15 protein-coding genes are annotated in these 16,369 nt (G+C 70.6%); 1 reads left to right on the forward strand and 14 read right to left on the reverse strand.

Going from position 1 to position 16,369, the window contains the following annotated elements; all coding sequences use genetic code 11:
• Positions 1-2: 2 nt before the first annotated feature.
• Positions 3-215: a hypothetical protein gene (locus AC5Y7V_RS09820; RefSeq protein WP_499879856.1), complete on the reverse strand. Its 213-nt coding sequence runs from the start codon at positions 213-215 to the stop codon at positions 3-5.
• 377 nt (positions 216-592) lie between these two features.
• On the opposite strand from AC5Y7V_RS09820, the gene AC5Y7V_RS09825 reads away from it, so the two are divergent.
• On the forward strand, positions 593-1,456 hold the full coding sequence (locus AC5Y7V_RS09825) for a PPE family protein, SVP subgroup (protein ID WP_499879857.1): 864 nt from the start codon (positions 593-595) through the stop codon (positions 1,454-1,456).
• A 490-nt stretch (positions 1,457-1,946) separates the two neighbouring features.
• Here AC5Y7V_RS09825 and AC5Y7V_RS09830 read toward each other — a convergent pair whose 3' ends face one another.
• The 13 genes from AC5Y7V_RS09830 to dxr all read right to left on the reverse strand — a co-directional run bounded on the left by AC5Y7V_RS09830 (position 1,947) and on the right by dxr (position 16,309).
• Complete coding sequence (locus tag AC5Y7V_RS09830) at positions 1,947-2,723, reverse strand: 3-oxoacyl-ACP reductase (RefSeq protein WP_499879858.1); 777 nt, start codon at positions 2,721-2,723, stop codon at positions 1,947-1,949.
• Positions 2,720-4,087, reverse strand: a complete 1,368-nt coding sequence (locus tag AC5Y7V_RS09835) for an aldehyde dehydrogenase family protein (RefSeq protein ID WP_499879859.1) — start codon at positions 4,085-4,087, stop codon at positions 2,720-2,722. Before AC5Y7V_RS09835 ends, AC5Y7V_RS09830 begins: the two co-directional genes overlap by 4 nt.
• Entirely contained in the window at positions 4,084-4,812 is a 729-nt protein-coding gene (locus AC5Y7V_RS09840) for a gamma-glutamyl-gamma-aminobutyrate hydrolase family protein (RefSeq protein WP_499879860.1), read from the reverse strand. The genes AC5Y7V_RS09835 and AC5Y7V_RS09840 overlap by 4 nt, the downstream gene beginning before the upstream one ends.
• Entirely contained in the window at positions 4,799-6,163 is a 1,365-nt protein-coding gene (locus tag AC5Y7V_RS09845) for a glutamine synthetase family protein (protein WP_499879861.1), read from the reverse strand. The genes AC5Y7V_RS09840 and AC5Y7V_RS09845 overlap by 14 nt, the downstream gene beginning before the upstream one ends.
• A gap of 11 nt (positions 6,164-6,174) precedes the next feature.
• Positions 6,175-6,726 (reverse strand): alpha/beta hydrolase, encoded by a 552-nt coding sequence (locus AC5Y7V_RS09850; RefSeq protein ID WP_499880163.1) that lies wholly within the window; start codon positions 6,724-6,726, stop codon positions 6,175-6,177.
• 59 nt (positions 6,727-6,785) lie between these two features.
• A complete protein-coding gene (locus tag AC5Y7V_RS09855; protein ID WP_499879862.1) occupies positions 6,786-8,282 on the reverse strand; it encodes a cobyric acid synthase in 1,497 nt (498 codons plus the stop codon).
• 70 nt (positions 8,283-8,352) lie between these two features.
• Entirely contained in the window at positions 8,353-9,210 is an 858-nt protein-coding gene (map, locus tag AC5Y7V_RS09860; protein ID WP_499879863.1) for a type I methionyl aminopeptidase, read from the reverse strand.
• Between the two features lie 39 nt (positions 9,211-9,249).
• Positions 9,250-9,834: a DUF1707 SHOCT-like domain-containing protein gene (locus AC5Y7V_RS09865; protein ID WP_085185630.1), complete on the reverse strand. Its 585-nt coding sequence runs from the start codon at positions 9,832-9,834 to the stop codon at positions 9,250-9,252.
• Between the two features lie 42 nt (positions 9,835-9,876).
• On the reverse strand, positions 9,877-11,697 hold the full coding sequence (locus AC5Y7V_RS09870; RefSeq protein WP_499879864.1) for a penicillin-binding transpeptidase domain-containing protein: 1,821 nt from the start codon (positions 11,695-11,697) through the stop codon (positions 9,877-9,879).
• 149 nt (positions 11,698-11,846) lie between these two features.
• Positions 11,847-12,701, reverse strand: a complete 855-nt coding sequence (locus AC5Y7V_RS09875; protein ID WP_499879865.1) for a GNAT family N-acetyltransferase — start codon at positions 12,699-12,701, stop codon at positions 11,847-11,849.
• 64 nt (positions 12,702-12,765) lie between these two features.
• Positions 12,766-13,914 carry a flavodoxin-dependent (E)-4-hydroxy-3-methylbut-2-enyl-diphosphate synthase gene (ispG, locus tag AC5Y7V_RS09880; RefSeq protein ID WP_499880164.1) on the reverse strand — a complete coding sequence of 383 codons (1,149 nt, stop codon included), beginning with the start codon at positions 13,912-13,914 and terminating at the stop codon, positions 12,766-12,768.
• Positions 13,915-13,925: 11 nt separating this feature from the next.
• The gene (locus AC5Y7V_RS09885; protein ID WP_499879866.1) at positions 13,926-15,140 is read right to left on the reverse strand and encodes a M50 family metallopeptidase; all 1,215 of its coding nucleotides are present in this window, start codon (positions 15,138-15,140) and stop codon (positions 13,926-13,928) included.
• A complete protein-coding gene (gene dxr, locus AC5Y7V_RS09890; RefSeq protein WP_499879867.1) occupies positions 15,137-16,309 on the reverse strand; it encodes a 1-deoxy-D-xylulose-5-phosphate reductoisomerase in 1,173 nt (390 codons plus the stop codon). The genes AC5Y7V_RS09885 and dxr overlap by 4 nt, the downstream gene beginning before the upstream one ends.
• Positions 16,310-16,369 lie beyond the last annotated feature (60 nt).

A 16,369-nucleotide genomic window follows, 5' to 3' on the forward strand; every position in this document is an offset into this window, starting at 1 on the left:
GGTCACCACCAGGCCATGCGGAACCGCGCCAGGTCCTTCAGCCGAACGAGGGCGCGCCGCAGACCCATCGGGACGATCTCGCGGAACCGCAGCGCGCGGATGTGCCGGCGCGCCGAGCCGGTGTCCACACCCGCCGTGACGCCAACTTGGGACCTACCCGGGACCAGCCACCGAGGCGCCCCCGCCAATTCGGGGGGCATCGGTTCGTGCGACATTCGGGGGCGCTCGCCGGCCGATTCCAGGCAATAGACGCCGTTGGGATCACTCTCCGAGGAGCCATCCCGGGGAATCCACACCCCCGAGGGGTGCTGGACAATTTCCCTGCCGCAGTGGCGGCAGGTGGCCGCGTACAACTTTCGTTCCCCCTGTGATATTTCGCTAGCAGGTCCGCGTCGCCCCCGACTGCATCGCGTTATGTCAACCTTACGTCGCAGTCACCCGGAAATGAAAGCGTATGTTTTCAACGTTCGCTTCGTGTCCGGCATGGAGCGTTTTCACAGCCCGCTCCCGCCGTCGACCCAGCGTGCGGCACTACCGTGGGGACACTGTGCGCCCGGGCTGTAACCCCTGGGCGTATCTCAAGGAAGATTCGATGCTTTCGGGTGCAGAGGTGGTAATGGATTTCGCGAAGCTACCGCCGGAAATCAACTCGGCGATGATGCATTCGGGCCCCGGCGCGGGATCGATGGCGGCGGCGGCCACGGCCTGGGAGCGGCTGGCCGAGGGGCTGCATGCGGCGGCGCAGACGCCGACGACGGTGGGCGCGGCGCCCTACGTGGATTGGCTCAACGCCACCGCGGCGACCGCCGAGCGGGCGGGCGTCCAGGCCGCCGCGGCGGCGAGCGCCCACCACACGGCGCTCGCGGCGATGGTTCCGCCACCCGCGATCACCGCCAACCGCGTGCGGCGACGGTCGCTGGCCCGGCGGAACTGCCTGGCGCAGGCCGGCCCCGCGATCGCGGACGCCGACGCCGAGTACGAGCGCATGTGGGCCCGGGACGCGGGCGCCATGTACGCCTACGCCGGCGCCGCGGCCGACGCGGCGACGCTGGCCCCGTTCACCTCGCCGCCGGGTTGCGGGAGCGCGACCGCGGGCCCGTGGGCGCTGCGTTCCGCGCCGGACGTCGTGTCGGCCGGAGATCGGGTAATGTCGGCGATTCCCCAAGCGCTGCATGCCTTTTCGGCTTCGCCGCTGGCTTCGCTCGAGGCGGCGCTGTCTCCGGTCACCCCGTCGCTGTCCAGGCTGAGTTCGCTGTGCGCTCCGTCGGGCGCCGCGATCAGGCACCTCAACGTCCTCAACAAGGCGGCGGCATTGCGGTGGCTGTACACGAAGCCGGCCCGCGTCGGCCCCGCCGGCGGTTTCGGACGCGGGGCGTCGATCGGGAAGCTGTCGGTGCCACCGGCCTGGGCAGCCGCACAGGCGCCCGTCGCCGTTCGCCGCGGGACGGTCGCCTAGAACCCGGGCCAGATATGGATTCTGCATGTGTGCCGTGGGTTCGATTGATTCGCGAGTGACCGCTAAATACTGTCGGGCGTAGCTTCCGGTCGGAAACGGCTCGCGCGGCGTGGATCTGACCACGGAAACCACGAATCCTTTAGGAGGGGATGTAATGTCGAATGCGACGCGGTTGGCAAAGTATGGGTACCGCCGAGTGATCACGAAAGTGCTCGTCAGCGCTGCTATCGCCGTCGGCTCCTGTGTCGGCGTTGCAGCACCGGCGGGCGCCGAGCCGGATGCGATTGGCGCCGAGTCGAACCCGTACACCGGCTTCAGGTGCAGTTGCCCACAGGCAGCTCCACCCGGGAGCCCGGCTGCGAGCGAAGAGATAAATCGGGGACTCGGGGAGGGTCACTCGGCCTGGCTGCCGGGACTACCCGCACCAACCCAGGCCAGGTAAACGGAACCTGGTGTGCGCCGGGCGAAATCGCCGGTGCGCCACGCGCGTCTAGAGCGGGGTGACGTAGGCGGAGCTGATGCCGCCGTCGACCAGGAACGTCGACGCGGTGATGAACGACGCGTCGTCGCTGGCCAAAAACGCCACCGCGGCGGCAATTTCGTCCGGCTCGGCGAACCGGCCCAGCGGCACGTGCACCAGCCGGCGCGCCGCCCGCTCGGGGTCCTTGGCGAATAGCTCTTGCAGCAGCGGGGTGTTGACCGGTCCCGGGCACAGCGCGTTGACGCGGATGCCCTGCCGCGCGAACTGCACGCCCAATTCCCGCGACATCGCCAGCACCCCGCCCTTGGACGCGGTGTAGGAGATCTGCGAGGTGGCCGACCCCAGCACCGCGACGAACGACGCCGTGTTGATGATCGACCCCTTCTGCGCGGGCACCATGTGCCGCAGCGCGGCCCGGCAACACAGGTACACCGATTTGAGGTTGACGTCCTGGACCCGTTGCCACGCCGGAAGTTCGGTGTTCTCGATCAGGTCGTCGTCGGGCGGTGAGATGCCGGCGTTGTTGAACGCGATGTCGACCCAGCCGTAGGCCTCGGCCGCGGCGTCGAACAACGCGTTGACCGCGCCCTCGTCCGAGACATCCGTCGGCACGAACAAACCCGACAGTTCCTCGGCGGCCGCCGCGCCGGCGTCGCGGTCGACGTCGCCCACGACGATGCTCGCGCCTTCCGCGCGCATCCGGCGCGCCGCGGCCAGCCCGATGCCGCCGGCACCCCCGGTGATCACGGCCACCCGGCCCGCCAGCCGCTGCGACAGGTCCATCACGAGCCCTCCTTGACGGCGATGAACACGTTCTTGGTCTCGGTGAAATGCAGTGGCGCGTCGGGGCCCAGCTCGCGGCCCAGCCCGGACTGCTTGAAACCGCCGAACGGCGTGTTGTACCGGACCGACGAGTGCGAGTTCACCGACAGGTTGCCCGACTCGACCGCCCGCGACACCCGCAGGGCGCGGGACAGGTCGTCGGTCCAGATGGATCCCGAGAGCCCGTAGGCGGTGTCGTTGGCCAGCGCGACGGCGTCCTCCTCGTCGTCGAAGGCGAGCACGGTGACGACGGGGCCGAAGATCTCCTCGGTGACGGCGCGGTCGGTGCGCGGCGGGGTGAGAACCGTTGGCGGAAACCAGAATCCGGGGCCCGAGGGCGCGGTGCCCCGGAAGGCGACGGGGGCGTCGTCGGGTACGTAGGAGGCGACCTTGTCGCGGTGCGCGCCGGACACCAGGGGCCCCATCTCGGTGTCCCGGGAGGCGGGGTCCCCGACGGCGACGGCCTTCACCGCGGGCTCGAGCAACTCCATGAACCGGTCATACACGCTGCGCTGGACCAGGATCCGGCTGCGCGCGCAGCAGTCCTGCCCGGCGTTGTCGAACACCCCGGCGGGCGCGGTCGCCGCCGCGCGCTCCAGGTCGCAGTCGGCGAAGACGATGTTGGCGCTCTTGCCGCCGAGCTCCAGCGTCACCCGCTTGACGTGCGCCGCGGCGCCCGCCATCACGCGCTTGCCCACCTCGGTGGAGCCGGTGAACACCACCTTCCGCACGTCGGGGTGGGTGACGAGCCGCTCCCCCACTACGGCGCCCTTGCCGGGCAGCACCTGCAGCAGGTCCGCATCGAGCCCGGCGTGCACCGCCAGCTCGCCCAGCCGCATCGTGGTCAGCGGTGTCGGTTCGGCGGGCTTGACCAACACGGCGTTGCCGGCGGCCAGCGCGGGGGCGATGCTCCACGACGCGATCGGCATCGGGAAGTTCCACGGCGTGATCACGCCGACCACGCCCAGCGGTTCGTTGAAGGTGACGTCGAGCCCGTCGGCGACGGGAATCTGCTTGCCGGACAAGCGTTCCGGGCTGCCCGAGTAGAAGGTCAGCACGTCGCGGACGTGCCCGGCCTCCCATTCCGCCGACGCGATCGGATGCCCCGAGTTGGCCACCTCGAGGGCGGCCAGTTCGTCGACGTGGGCGTCGACGACGGCGGCGAACTCGCGCAGGGCCGCCGCGCGCGCCGCCGGCGCCAACCGCGCCCAGCGCCGCTGGGCCGCCCGGGCGCGCTGCACCGCATCGTCGACCGCGGCGGCGTCGAGCAGGTCCACCGAGCGCAGCACTTCCTCGGTCGCGGGGTTGACCAGTTGCGTAGCCGTCATCGGGTGACCGCGTGCGACCGCGCGGCTTCGACCACCGCCTTGAACAGCCGCAGATCGTCGAGCGACTTCTCCGGATGCCATTGCACCGCAAGCGCGAACGCCTCGCCGGGCACCTCGACGGCCTCGACGACGCCGTCGGGGTCCATGGCGCTGACCACCAGGCCGTCGCCGACCTTGTCGATGGCCTGGTGGTGGTAGCAGGGCGCGTCGACGCACTCGCCGATCAACGCGGCCAGGCGCGTGCCCGCCACGGTGCGCACCGGCAACCGGCTGAACACGCCGTTGCCGGCCCGGTGGCCGTTGTGGCCGAGGACGTCGGGCAGGTGCTGGTGCAGGGTGCCGCCGAACGCGACGTTGAGCAACTGCGCGCCGCGGCAGATGCCGAGCACGGGAAGCCCGCGGTCCAGCGCGCCGCGCAACAGCGCGAGCTCCCAGGCGTCACGGTCGGTGCGGGGTGCGTCGGTGGCCGGATGGGGTTCCTGGTCGTAGTGCGCGGGGTCGAGGTCGTAGCCCCCGGTGATCACCAGCGCGTCCAGGCTGTCCATAAGGCGGCCGGCGACCTCGGGGTCCACCGGCTGCGGCGGCAGCAGCACGGCGATGCCGCCGGCCATGACGACGCCCTCGAAGTAATCGGCCGGCAGGTAACCGGCGGCGACGTCCCAGATCCCGGTCCGCACCTGCTCGAGATAGCTGGTCAGGCCGACTACCGGTCTAGAGCCGTTCAAACCCTCGCATCCTCTCCCAGTCGGTGACCGCCGCGTTGAACGCCGCCACTTCCACGCGGGCGTTGTTCAGGTAGTGCGCGACGACGTCGTCGCCGAAGGCCTCCCGCGCGAGCGCCGAGCCTTCGAACAGCGCCGCCGCCTCGGCGAGCGTGGCGGGCAGTCGCTCGACGTCGGTTGCCTCGTAGGCGTTCCCGGCGTAGGGCGCGGGCGGCTCGAGGCCCCGTTCCATACCGTACAGCCCCCCGGCGATCAGCGCGGCCGCGGCGAGGTAGGGGTTGACGTCGCCGCCGGGCACCCGGCATTCGACCCGGCGGTTGCGCCCGTGGCCGACCACCCGCAGGGCGCAGGTGCGGTTGTCCAGGCCCCACGCGATCGCGGTGGGCGCGAAGCTGCCGTCGGCGAATCGCTTGTAGGAGTTGATGTTCGGCGCATAGAACAGCGTCAGCTCGCGCAGGGTGGCCAACAGGCCCGCGAGGAAACCGCCGAACGTCGCCGACATGCCGTGCGGGCGGGTGCCGTCGTCGAACACCGCTTTACCTTTTTCAGGGCCGTCCTGATCGCGCAGCGACAGGTGGATGTGGCAGCTGTTGCCTTCCCGCTCATCGTATTTCGCCATGAACGTCAGGCTCTTGCCGTGCTGGTCGGCGATCTCCTTGGCGCCGTTCTTGTAGATGGTGTGGTTGTCGCAGGTGACCAGCGCCTCGTCGTAGCGGAACCCGATCTCCTGCTGGCCCCGGTTGCATTCGCCTTTGATGGCCTCGAAGCGCAGGCCCGCGCCCTCCATGCCCAGCCGGATGTCGCGCAGCAGCGGCTCCATCCGCGACGACGCCAGCATGGCGTAGTCGATGTTGTAGTCGCTGGCCGGCGTCAGCCCGCGATACCCGCCGGCCCACGCCTGGCGGTACGACTCGTCGAACACGATGAACTCCAGCTCGGTGGCGATGTCGGCGGCCAGCCCGCGCTCGCCCAGCCGGGCGAGCTGGCGGCGCAGGATCGCCCGCGGCGCGACGGCGACCTCGCCGCCGTCGGCCCAGCCGAGGTCGGCGATCACCAGCGCGGTGCCGGGCAACCACGGAACCAGGCGCAGCGTGGCCAGGTCCGGGGTCATCACCATGTCGCCGTAGCCGGTTTCCCAGCTCGACATCGCGTAGCCGGGCACGGTGTTCATGTCGACGTCGACGGCGAGCAGGTAGCTGCAGCACTCGGCGCCGTGGACGGCGATTTCCTCGGCGAAGAGCCGGGCCGACACGCGTTTGCCGACCAGCCTGCCCTGCATGTCGGCAAACGCCACGATCACGGTGTCCACCGCGCCGCTTCCCACCAGCTCTTCCAGCGCGGCCAACGTGAGCATGGCGGAGGGCGCTACCACGTGCTGGTGCGCAGGACGATCTCGGCGGCCAGCTGCGCCGTCGACTCCTGCACGCTGCGCCGGCCCAGGTCGACCACGCGGTACTCGGCGTAGACGTACCGCTGGCTCGCGTCGGCCACGGCCTTGGCGGCCGCGGAGCTGACCAACACGGTGGTGCCGATTTCCACCGGCGGGCAGTGCTCGTCGAGCACCACGCCCTTGGGGTCGGCCACCCGCGGATGGCCGCGGTCGATCACGACCAGGCCGACGAACCGGCCCAACCGGGTGGCCGCCAGTTCCCAGGCGAGCTCGCCGCCGGCGCGGTCGCCGAAGACCACGGCCCAGCGGATGCCCAGCGAGTCGAGGATGCCGACCACCGATTTCGCGGTCAGCCGTGGATCCAGGCCGATGACGACCGTCCGCAGCGAGGCGGTGTGCAGGCGCTCGCACACCGCGTCATAGGCGACCGGCGCACGCTGCTGGTCCCCGAGGATGACGACGACGACGCCCTTGTCCGGCCCGGCCACCGACACCGGAACGGGAAATCCGTCGAGCGTGGTCATCATCGAGTGCACCCACGCACGTTACCTGTCAAAGGCCAGCGTGCGCGAGGTTTCCTCCTCTCCTACTGGCGTAACGCGCTGGTGATCGGCGGTCGGCGCGGCGGCCCGTCGAGCAGCCCGAGGACCGCGTCGACGTCCAGATGGGCGGCCAGCAGGTCGGCGATCGCGTCGAGTTGGGCGTCGCGGCGCGCGGCGACGGCGGTGTCGGCGACGACGAACCCGCCGCGGCCGGCCGCGTCGGCGACCCGGGAGAGCCACCCCCGGCGGAAGTCGTCGTTGTCGAGCAGGCCGTGCCAATGGGTGCCGAAGACCGCGCCGCGCACGACGCCCTGGGGCTCGGCGTCCTGCGCGAACCAGGTCTCCTCGGCGCAGCGGGCGAGCCGCCCGTGATGGATTTCGTATCCGGAGAGCGGCGCCTGCCAGCGCCGCAGGACCTTGGCCCGGCCGAAGGCGATGTCGGCGTCCAGCAGGCCCAGGCCGGCGACCTCGCCCGCGCCGGATTCGACCGGGTCCTCGATGCGCCGGCACAGCATCTGGAACCCGCCGCAGATGCCCAGCACCGGCTTGCCGGCCCGGGCGTGGTCCACGATCGCGCCGGCCAGCCCGCGCTCCCGCAGCCAGGACAGGTCGGCGACGGTCGCCTTGCTGCCCGGAATCACGATCACGTCGGTGTCGGCGAGGTCGGCGGGATCGGTGATCCAGCGCACCAGCACGCCGGGCTCGCAGGCCAGCGCCTCGACGTCGGTGGAGTTGGAGATCCGGGGCAGCCGGATCGCCGAAACCCGCAGCCATTGGTCACCGCGCGGCGGCGCGGGCCTGCCGACGACGCGGTTCGCGACCACCGACAGCGAGTCCTCGGCGTCCAGCCAGAGCTCCTCGGCGTAGGGCAGCACCCCGTAGGTCGGGCGGCCGGTCATCGCCTGCAGCTGACGCAGGCCGGGTTCCAGCAGCGCGGGGTCGCCGCGGAACTTGTTGACCACGAAGCCGGCGATCAGCGCCTGGTCGTCGGGCTCGAGCACCGCGACCGTCCCGAACAGGTGCGCCAACAGGCCGCCGCGATCGATGTCACCGACCAGGATCACCGGCAGGTTCGCGGCCCGCGCCAGCCTCATGTTGGCCAAATCCGTGGAACGCAGGTTGATCTCGGCCGGCGAGCCGGCGCCCTCGCAGATCACCGCGTCGAATTCGGTTCGCAGCGAAGACAATTCGTCCGCGACGATGTCCGCGAGCCGGTCGCGATGCGTGATATAGCCCGCGGCGGTGACCGACTCGGCGACCTGACCCCGGATGACCAACTGCGACGTCCGGTCACCGCCCGGTTTGAGCAGGATCGGGTTGAACCGCACGCTGGGCTCCAGCCCCGCCGCGCGCGCCTGAATCCCCTGGGCGCGGCCGATCTCGCCGCCTTCGACGGTGACCACCGAGTTGTTGGACATGTTCTGCGCCTTGAACGGCGCCACCCGAATCCCCTTGCGCGCCAACAACCGGCACAGGCCCGCCACCACCACCGATTTGCCGGCGTCGGAGCTGGTGCCCGCGACCAGCAGCGCCCCGCTCACCTTTCTGTGGCGACCAGACGCAGAATCGCACTTTCCGGGCGGAAACAGTGCGATTCTGTGTCTGCTCGCGTTAGAGGCAAGTGAGGATCTCGGCGCCGGTGTCGGTGACCAGCAGGGTGTGCTCGAACTGGGCGGTCCACTTGCGGTCCCTGGTGACCACGGTCCAGCCGTCGTCCCAGATCTCGTAGTCCAGGGCGCCGAGGTTGATCATCGGTTCGATGGTGAACGTCATGCCCGGCTGGATGACCGTCGTCACCGACGGCTGGTCGTAATGCAGCACCACCAGCCCGTTGTGGAAGGTGGTGCCGATGCCGTGGCCGGTGAAGTCACGAACGACGTTGTACCCGAACCGGTTTGCGTACGACTCGATGACCCGGCCGACGACCGAGAGCGCCCGGCCCGGCTTGACGGCGTTGATCGCGCGCATCGTGGCCTCGTGCGTTCGCTCCACCAGCAGCCGGTGCTCCTCGGCGACGTCGCCGGCCAGGAACGTCGCGTTGGTGTCGCCATGCACCCCGTCGATGTAGGCGGTGACGTCGATGTTGACGATGTCGCCGTCCTCGATCACCGTCGAGTCGGGGATGCCGTGGCAGATGACCTCGTTGAGCGACGTGCAGCACGACTTCGGGAAGCCCTTGTAGCCCAGCGTCGACGGGTAGGCGCCGTTCTCGATCATGTACTCGTGGGCGATCCGGTCGAGTTCGTCGGTGGTCACCCCGGGCGCGACCGCCTTGCCCGCCTCGGCCAGGGCGCCGGCAGCGATCCGGCCGGCGACGCGCATCTTCTCGATCACCTCGGGCGTCTGCACCCACGGCTCGCTGCCCTCCCGGGCGGTCGGCTTGCCGACGTACTCGGGACGGGGGATGCGCCCGGGCACCGGCAGAGTCGGCGATATCACCCCGGGGGAAAGCGCGGTGCGAGCTGGCATGCGGACCAGCTTAATTGAGTGTGCGCGCGGGGCGGGCGGTCAACCGGAGCGACGGCGCAGCAGCGAGCGCCGCGGCCCGCGGATGATCAGCGACCCGCACACCACCCGGCCCGTCAGCACGACATGCGGCGTGCCCTCGCCCGGCGCGCCTTTGCGGCGGTCGCTGGCGCTGCCCACGTAGACCTCGACGTCGTCGATCGACGCGCTGGCGCCGTCGGGCAGCCGGACCTCCACCGAGCCGAACCGCATGTCGAGCTCGATGATCACCACCGGGCCCGCGAACCGGGCCCTGGTCAGGTCGAGGTGCACCGACCCGAGCCGGCGCACCAGCGCCAGCCGGGTGGGCACGGTCCACTCGCCGTGCCGCTTCAGCGAGCCGGCCCAGCCGCGCAGCTCCACCCGGTCGGCCGCGGACGAGACGAACGCGCCCGGCCCGGGCAGGTCGCCGACCAGCCCGTCCAGCTCGCTTCGGGTGCGCGCGTAGGACACCTGCGTCGAGCGCTGCTCGAACTCGTCGATGTCGATCAGGCCGAGCGCGACGGCGTTGTGCAGCCGCCGCATGGTGCCGTTCCGGTCGGCGTCGGAGACCCGTAACGCCAGCATGTCCCCGCCGGTATCGGTCATGTTCGCAATTTACCGCTGTTGCGCCCCCAGGGGCCGGGCGATTCAGGCCAGGTAGCCCGGCGGCATGGACTCGAACATGAATTTCGTCATCCGAACCGCCCACTCCGAGCTGCCACCCCCGACGATCAGCGCGGCGAAGGCCAGGTCGCCGCGGTACCCGGCGAACCAGGAGTGCGATCCGCCCGGGAACTCGGCCTCGCCGGTCTTCCCGTAGATCTCGCCGCAGCCGTTGATCTCCTTGGCGGTCCCGTTGGTCACCACCAGCCGCATCATCGGGCGCAGCGCGTCGACCATCTTCGGGCTGATCGGGGTGTCGTCGCCCTCGACCGTCGTCGGGCGGCCGGCGATCAGCTGCGGCACCGGGGTCTTGCCGGCCGCGACCGTGGCCGCCACCAGCGCCATGCCGAACGGGCTCGCCAGCACCTTGCCCTGGCCGAAGCCGTCCTCGGTGCGCTCGGCCAGGTCCACCGTCGGCGGCACCGACCCCGTCACGGTGGTGAGGCCGTCGACGGAGTAGTCGAGCCCGATGCCGTAGCGGGTGGCCGTCTGGGTCAGGCCGCGGGGCGGCATCCGGCTACTCAGCTCGGCGAACGTGGTGTTGCACGAACTGGCGAACGCGCGCGACATGGGCACCACGCCCAGGTCGAAGCCGCCGTAGTTGGGGATGGTGCGATGCCCGATGTCGATATGGCCCGGGCAACCCAGCATCGAGTTGGGCGTGGCCATGTCGCGGTCGATGGCAGCGCCCGCCGTGATCATCTTGAACGTCGACCCGGGCGGGAACAGGCCGTTGGTGGCCGGCAGGCCGTCGGCGTCGGCGCCCTTGTTCTGCGCGATCGCCAGGATCTCCCCCGTCGACGGCTTGATCGCGACGATCATCGCCTTGCCGCCCTTGTTGTCCACGGCGCGCTGCGCGGCGTTCTGCACGACCCGGTCCAGCGTGATCGACACCGACGGCGCCGGCGACCCCTCGACCTCGTGCAGGACGGCGACGTCGACGTTGTTCTGGTTGACGCTGACCACCCGCCAGCCCGCCTGGCCGTCGAGCTGGTCCATCACGGCCTTCTTCACCTCGCCGATGACGGCCGGCGCGAAATGCGGGTCGGTGGGCAGCATTTCGGGCTCTGGCGTGACGACGATGCCGGGCAGATGGCCGATCGCGGGAAAGACCTTGTCGTTGTCGGCGGGAAGCAGCGTGACGCCCAGGTCCACCTGGTTGGTCGTCGAGCTGGCGCGCTCGGCGAGCAGCTGCGGGTCGGTCAACGTGTCGTTGAACGGCCGCAGCACATCGACGATCGTGTGGGTGGTGAAGCTCAGCGACTGTGGCGGCCCGGCCGCGGCGGCGTCCAGCGTGTAGTGATAGCGGTAGCCCGGCGCCAGCACGTCGCTGCCGCCGAGTTCGTTGACCGACGCGCGCCGCGGTTGATCGGCCCGCAGCGCGAACGTCTGGTGCTCCCCCAGCCGCGGATGCAGGTCGGTGGGGGTCCACCGGACCTCCCAGCGCCCCTCGTCGCGGGCCATCTTCAGCTGGCCGTCGTAGCTCCAGGTGCGGTTCTTGGGCAGGTGCCAGGTGAAGCGGTAGTCGACGGTGCCGGTGTCCTCGGCATATTTGGAGCTGAGCACCTGCGCGTCCAGGTGGGTGGCCTGCAGGCCGGACCAGGCGGCGTTGAGTGCCTCGCGGGCCTCGTTGGGGTTGTCGGCGAGCTGCGCGGCCGTCCCGGTGTCCCCGATCGCCAAGGCGCCGAAGAACTTGTCGGCGGCCGGGCCCGGGCCGTCGGGTCGCGGGGTGCAGCCGGACAGCCCGACCGACGCGACGAGCAGCACGCTCGCCGCACCCGATACCAGTGGGGTTTTTGTGACCATCGGTACAGATGTTATGAATGCTGGGCCGCCGACGAGCGCCGACACACCGAGACCGGACCGTTATGCGCGGATTGGGCTGCCGAGTGTGCGGCCTGCCGCACGTTCGGCGCCGAGTGTGCGGCCAGCCGCACGCTCGCGGGAGAAGGACATCAGTCCAGCAGGACCGTCGCGAAGGTGCCGACTTCGGCGAAGCCGACCCGCGTGTAGGCGGCGCGGGCGACGGTGTTGAAGCTGTTCACGTACAGGCTTGCGACCCGCCCGGTTGCCACGATCACGGCGGCCACCGTCGCGGTGCCGGCCGTGCCCAGCCCCTGGCCGCGCCACTCCGGGTGCACCCAAACCCCTTGGATCTGACCGACGCCCGGCGACTGCGACCCGACTTCGGCCTTGAAGATCACCTGCCCGTGCTCGAAGCGGGCCCAGGCCCGGCCCGCGGCGATCAGGCTGGCAACCCGCCGGCGGTAGCCGCGACCGCCGTCGCCGAGCCGCGGGTCGACGCCGACCTCGCCGATGAACATGTCGACCGCGGCCACCAGGTAGGCGTCCAGCTCGTCGGGCCGCACCTGCCGAACGCCGGGGTCGATGTCGCAGTTTGGGTGGCTGGTCAGCGCCATCAGCGGCTGGTGGTCGCGCACGTCGCGCGCCGGGCCCCAGGCCGACTCGAGGCGCTCCCACATCGGCATCACCAGCTGGGCCCTGCCGACCAGTGAGGAACAGCGCCGCGTGCCGCTCATCGCCTCGTCGGCGAAGGCGTTCAGGTCGGCCAGCCCGCCGCGCAGCGGGATGAGGTTGGCGCCGGCGAAGCACAGCGACTCGTCGGGGCCGCGGCGCGTCCACAGTTCGCCGCCGATCGAGTTGGGCTCGATGCCGTGGTCGGCCACCCGGGCCGCGACCATGCACGAGCCCACCGGGTCGTCGTTGAGTACCCGCCAGACCGCGGCGGCGTCGCGCACCACGGACACCCGCCGCTCGCCGACAAGGCGAAAGATGGGCGGAGCCGACATCGGGGAAACTCTCTGTGGTGACGAACTGACGATCTTGAAAACAGAGCTGGGGCGCGGGCCCCTATCAGCTTACGGTCACAATCGGCGAACCGCTCGATTCTGTTCCCGGTCCGTGACCCGTTTCCATCTCGGAGGCCAACCGCATGGCCTCCTCGATCAGCGTCTCGACGATCTGCGCCTCGGGCACGGTCTTGATCACCTCGCCGCGAACGAAGATCTGTCCCTTGCCATTTCCCGACGCGACGCCCAGGTCGGCCTCGCGGGCCTCGCCCGGACCGTTGACGACGCAGCCCATCACGGCCACCCGCAGCGGGACGTCGAGCCCGTCCAGGCCGGCCGTGACCGCGTTGGCCAGGGTGTAGACGTCGACCTGCGCGCGACCGCACGACGGACAGGACACGATCTCGAGCCCGCGGGGCCGCAGGTTCAGCGACTCGAGGATCTGGATCCCGACCTTGACCTCCTCGACCGGAGGCGCGGACAACGACACCCGGATGGTGTCGCCGATCCCCCGCGACAGCAGGGCGCCGAACGCGACCGCCGACTTGATGGTCCCCTGGAAGGCCGGACCGGCCTCGGTGACACCGAGGTGCAGCGGGTAGTCGCACTGGGCGGCCAGCTGCTCGTAGGCGGCGACCATCACGACCGGATCGTTGTGCTTGACGCTGATCTTGATGTCGCCGAAGCCGTGCTCCTCGAACAGCGAGGCCTCCCACAACGCGGACTCGACCAGCGCCTCGGGGGTGGCCTTGCCGTACTTCTCCATGAACCGCTTGTCCAGCGAACCGGCGTTGACGCCGATGCGGATCGGGATGCCGGCCGCCGCCGCGGCCTTGGCGACCTCGCCGACCCGGCCGTCGAATTCCTTGATGTTGCCCGGGTTCACCCGCACCGCGGCGCAGCCGGCGTCGATGGCGGCGAAGATGTACTTCGGCTGGAAGTGGATGTCGGCGATCACCGGGATCTGGCTGTGCCGCGCGATCTCGGCCAGCGCGTCGGCGTCCTCCTGGCGCGGGCACGCGACCCGGACGATGTCGCAGCCGGCGGCGGTCAGCTCGGCGATCTGCTGCAGCGTCGTGTTGACGTCGTGCGTCTTGGTGGTGCACATCGACTGCACCGAGATCGGGTGGTCGCTGCCCACCCCGACGTCGCGGACCATGAGTTGGCGCGTCTTGCGCCGGGGCGCCAACGTGGGCGGCGGGGCGTCGGGCATGCCCAGGCTGGTCACTGGAACAGCCTGATCGGGTTGACGAGGTCCGCGGTCACGGTCAGCAGCATGTAGCCGACCACGAACACCAGCACCACGTACGTGGCGGGCATCAGCTTGAGGTAGTTCACCGGCGCGGCCGCGACCATGCCGCGGGCCGAGCGGATCAGGTTGCGGATCTTCTCGAACACCGCGATGGCGATGTGGCCGCCGTCGAAGGGCAGCAGCGGCACCAGGTTGATGGCGCCCAGGATGAGGTTCAGCTGCGCCAGGAAGAACCAGAACGCCACCCACAACCCGTGGTCGACGGTGTCGCCGCCGATGATGCTGGCGCCGACGACGCTCATCGGGGTTCCCGGGTCGCGCTGGCCGCCGCCGATGGCGTGCACCAGCGCACCGACCTTCGTCGGGATGGTCACCAGCGCCTTGCCGACCTCGACGGTCAGGTCGCCGGCGAACGCGAAGGTGGCCGGTATCGCCGACAGGACGTTGTAGTGCGTGGGCGCGACCCGGACCGTCCCGACGCCGATGGCGCCGACGGTGGCGGCCTCCGGCTGGCCCTTGCCGCCCTTGGTCAGGAAGCGCTGGGTCGGGGTGACGTCGACGTACGTGGTGATGGTGGTGCCGTCGCGCTCGACGACGACGGGAACCGTGCCGTGCAGCTTGCGCACCGCGGCGGCCATGTCCTCGAACGTGGACACCGGGGTGTCCCCGACCTTGACGACGACGTCGCCGGGGCGGATGCCGGCGAGCGCCGCCGGGCCGGCCCCGGTGCAGTTCCCGAGCTTGCCCGGCGCGGTTTCCGGTGCGACGCAAGCGGTTTCGCCGACGATGGCCTTCGTGGGCGGGTGCAGGTTGGGCAGCCCCCAGACCAGCGCGATGCCGTAGATCAGGACCAGGCAGATCACGAAGTTCATGCCCGGGCCCGCGAACAGCGTCGCCACCCGCTTCCAGGTCGCCTGCTTGTACATGGCGCGGTCGGCCTCGTCGGGCTCGAGGTCCTCGACCGGGGTCATCCCGGCGATGTCGCAGAAGCCGCCCAGGGGAACGGCCTTGATGCCGTACTCGATCTCCCCGCGCCGGGTCGACCACAGCGTGGGCCCGAAGCCGACGAAATAGCGGCGCACCTTCATGCCGGTGCCGCGCGCGACCCACATGTGGCCACACTCGTGCAGGGCCACCGAGATCAGGATGGCGAGCGCGAACAGCACGATGCCGATTGCGAACATCATCGGGTTGCTAGGACCTTTCTGACAGCGCGCTGCGCTCGCTCCCTCGCCCAGCGCTGCGCGTCCAGTACCTCATCCACGGTAGCTGGTTCCACGGCCCATTGGTCGGCAGCGCGCAGTACCTCGGCGATGGTGCGGACGATCGCGGGGAATCCGATCCGTCCCTGCAGGAACGCCTCGGCCGCCTCCTCGTTGGCCGCGTTGTACACGGCGGTCATGCAGCCACCGGTCTGACCGGCGTGGCGGGCCAGCTCGACGGCGGGGAAAACGTCGTTGTCCAGCGGCTCGAATTCCCAGCTGGACGCGGTGGTGAAGTCGCAGGCGGGGGCGGCGCCGGGCACCCGGTCGGGCCAGCCCAGGGCCAGGGATATGGGCAGCTTCATGTCCGGCGGGCTGGCCTGGGCGATCGTCGAGCCGTCGACGAAGGTGACCATCGAATGAACAATCGATTGGGGGTGCACGACGACGTCGATGCGGTCGTAGGGAATGCCGAACAGCAGGTGGGTTTCGATGAGCTCGAGGCCCTTGTTGACCAGCGACGCCGAGTTCAGCGTGTTCATCGGGCCCATCGACCAGGTCGGGTGGACGCCGGCCTGCTCGGGCGTGACGGCCTCGAGGTCGGCGGCGGCCCAGCCGCGAAACGGCCCGCCCGAGGCGGTCAGCACCAGCCTGGCGACCTCGTCGGGGGCGCCGCCGCGCAGGCACTGGGCCAGCGCCGAGTGCTCGGAGTCGACGGGCACGATCTGGCCCGGCCGCGCCGCCCGCAACACCAGCGGCCCCCCGGCGATCAGCGATTCCTTGTTGGCCAGCGCCAGCCGGGCCCCGGAGTCGAGCGCGGCCAGCGTCGGCCGCAGGCCCAGCGCCCCGACCAGGGCGTTGAGGACGACGTCGGCGTCCGTCTCCTGGACGAGCCGGGTCACCGCGTCCGGGCCGCTGTAGGGGACGTCGCCGAGCCGCTGCGCCGCACCCTCGTCGGCGACGGCAATGTTGGTGACCCCGGTCTCGGCGCGCTGACGCGCCAGGGCCTCCGGGTTGGCGCCCCCGGCGGCCAGCCCGACCACCTCGAAGCGGTCGGGGTTGGCCGCGATGACCTCCAGCGCCTGGGTGCCGATCGAGCCGGTGCTGCCCAGCACCAGCACGCGCAGGCGGCGCCCGGCAGTCGCGTTAGTCACCCACTCATTGTGCCCCGCTCGCGATCCGAGCGGGTGTGCCAGAATCTCCACGGGAGAAGC

The sequence above is a fragment of the Mycobacterium sp. NGS34 genome (assembly GCF_059812845.1).

What these genes read in the sequence shown, in the direction of transcription:
- AC5Y7V_RS09870 (WP_499879864.1), bottom strand. Translation starts at nt 11,697, where the DNA reads ATGGTCACAAAAACCCCACTGGTATCGGGTGCGGCGAGCGTGCTGCTC.
- map (WP_499879863.1), bottom strand. Translation starts at nt 9,210, where the DNA reads ATGCCAGCTCGCACCGCGCTTTCCCCCGGGGTGATATCGCCGACTCTG.
- AC5Y7V_RS09850 (WP_499880163.1), bottom strand. Translation starts at nt 6,726, where the DNA reads ATGATGACCACGCTCGACGGATTTCCCGTTCCGGTGTCGGTGGCCGGG.
- AC5Y7V_RS09865 (WP_085185630.1), bottom strand. Translation starts at nt 9,834, where the DNA reads ATGACCGATACCGGCGGGGACATGCTGGCGTTACGGGTCTCCGACGCC.
- AC5Y7V_RS09825 (WP_499879857.1), top strand. Translation starts at nt 593, where the DNA reads ATGCTTTCGGGTGCAGAGGTGGTAATGGATTTCGCGAAGCTACCGCCG.
- AC5Y7V_RS09885 (WP_499879866.1), bottom strand. Translation starts at nt 15,140, where the DNA reads ATGATGTTCGCAATCGGCATCGTGCTGTTCGCGCTCGCCATCCTGATC.
- AC5Y7V_RS09875 (WP_499879865.1), bottom strand. Translation starts at nt 12,701, where the DNA reads ATGTCGGCTCCGCCCATCTTTCGCCTTGTCGGCGAGCGGCGGGTGTCC.
- ispG (WP_499880164.1), bottom strand. Translation starts at nt 13,914, where the DNA reads ATGCCCGACGCCCCGCCGCCCACGTTGGCGCCCCGGCGCAAGACGCGC.
- AC5Y7V_RS09820 (WP_499879856.1), bottom strand. Translation starts at nt 215, where the DNA reads ATGTCGCACGAACCGATGCCCCCCGAATTGGCGGGGGCGCCTCGGTGG.
- AC5Y7V_RS09845 (WP_499879861.1), bottom strand. Translation starts at nt 6,163, where the DNA reads ATGCTCACGTTGGCCGCGCTGGAAGAGCTGGTGGGAAGCGGCGCGGTG.
- AC5Y7V_RS09835 (WP_499879859.1), bottom strand. Translation starts at nt 4,087, where the DNA reads ATGACGGCTACGCAACTGGTCAACCCCGCGACCGAGGAAGTGCTGCGC.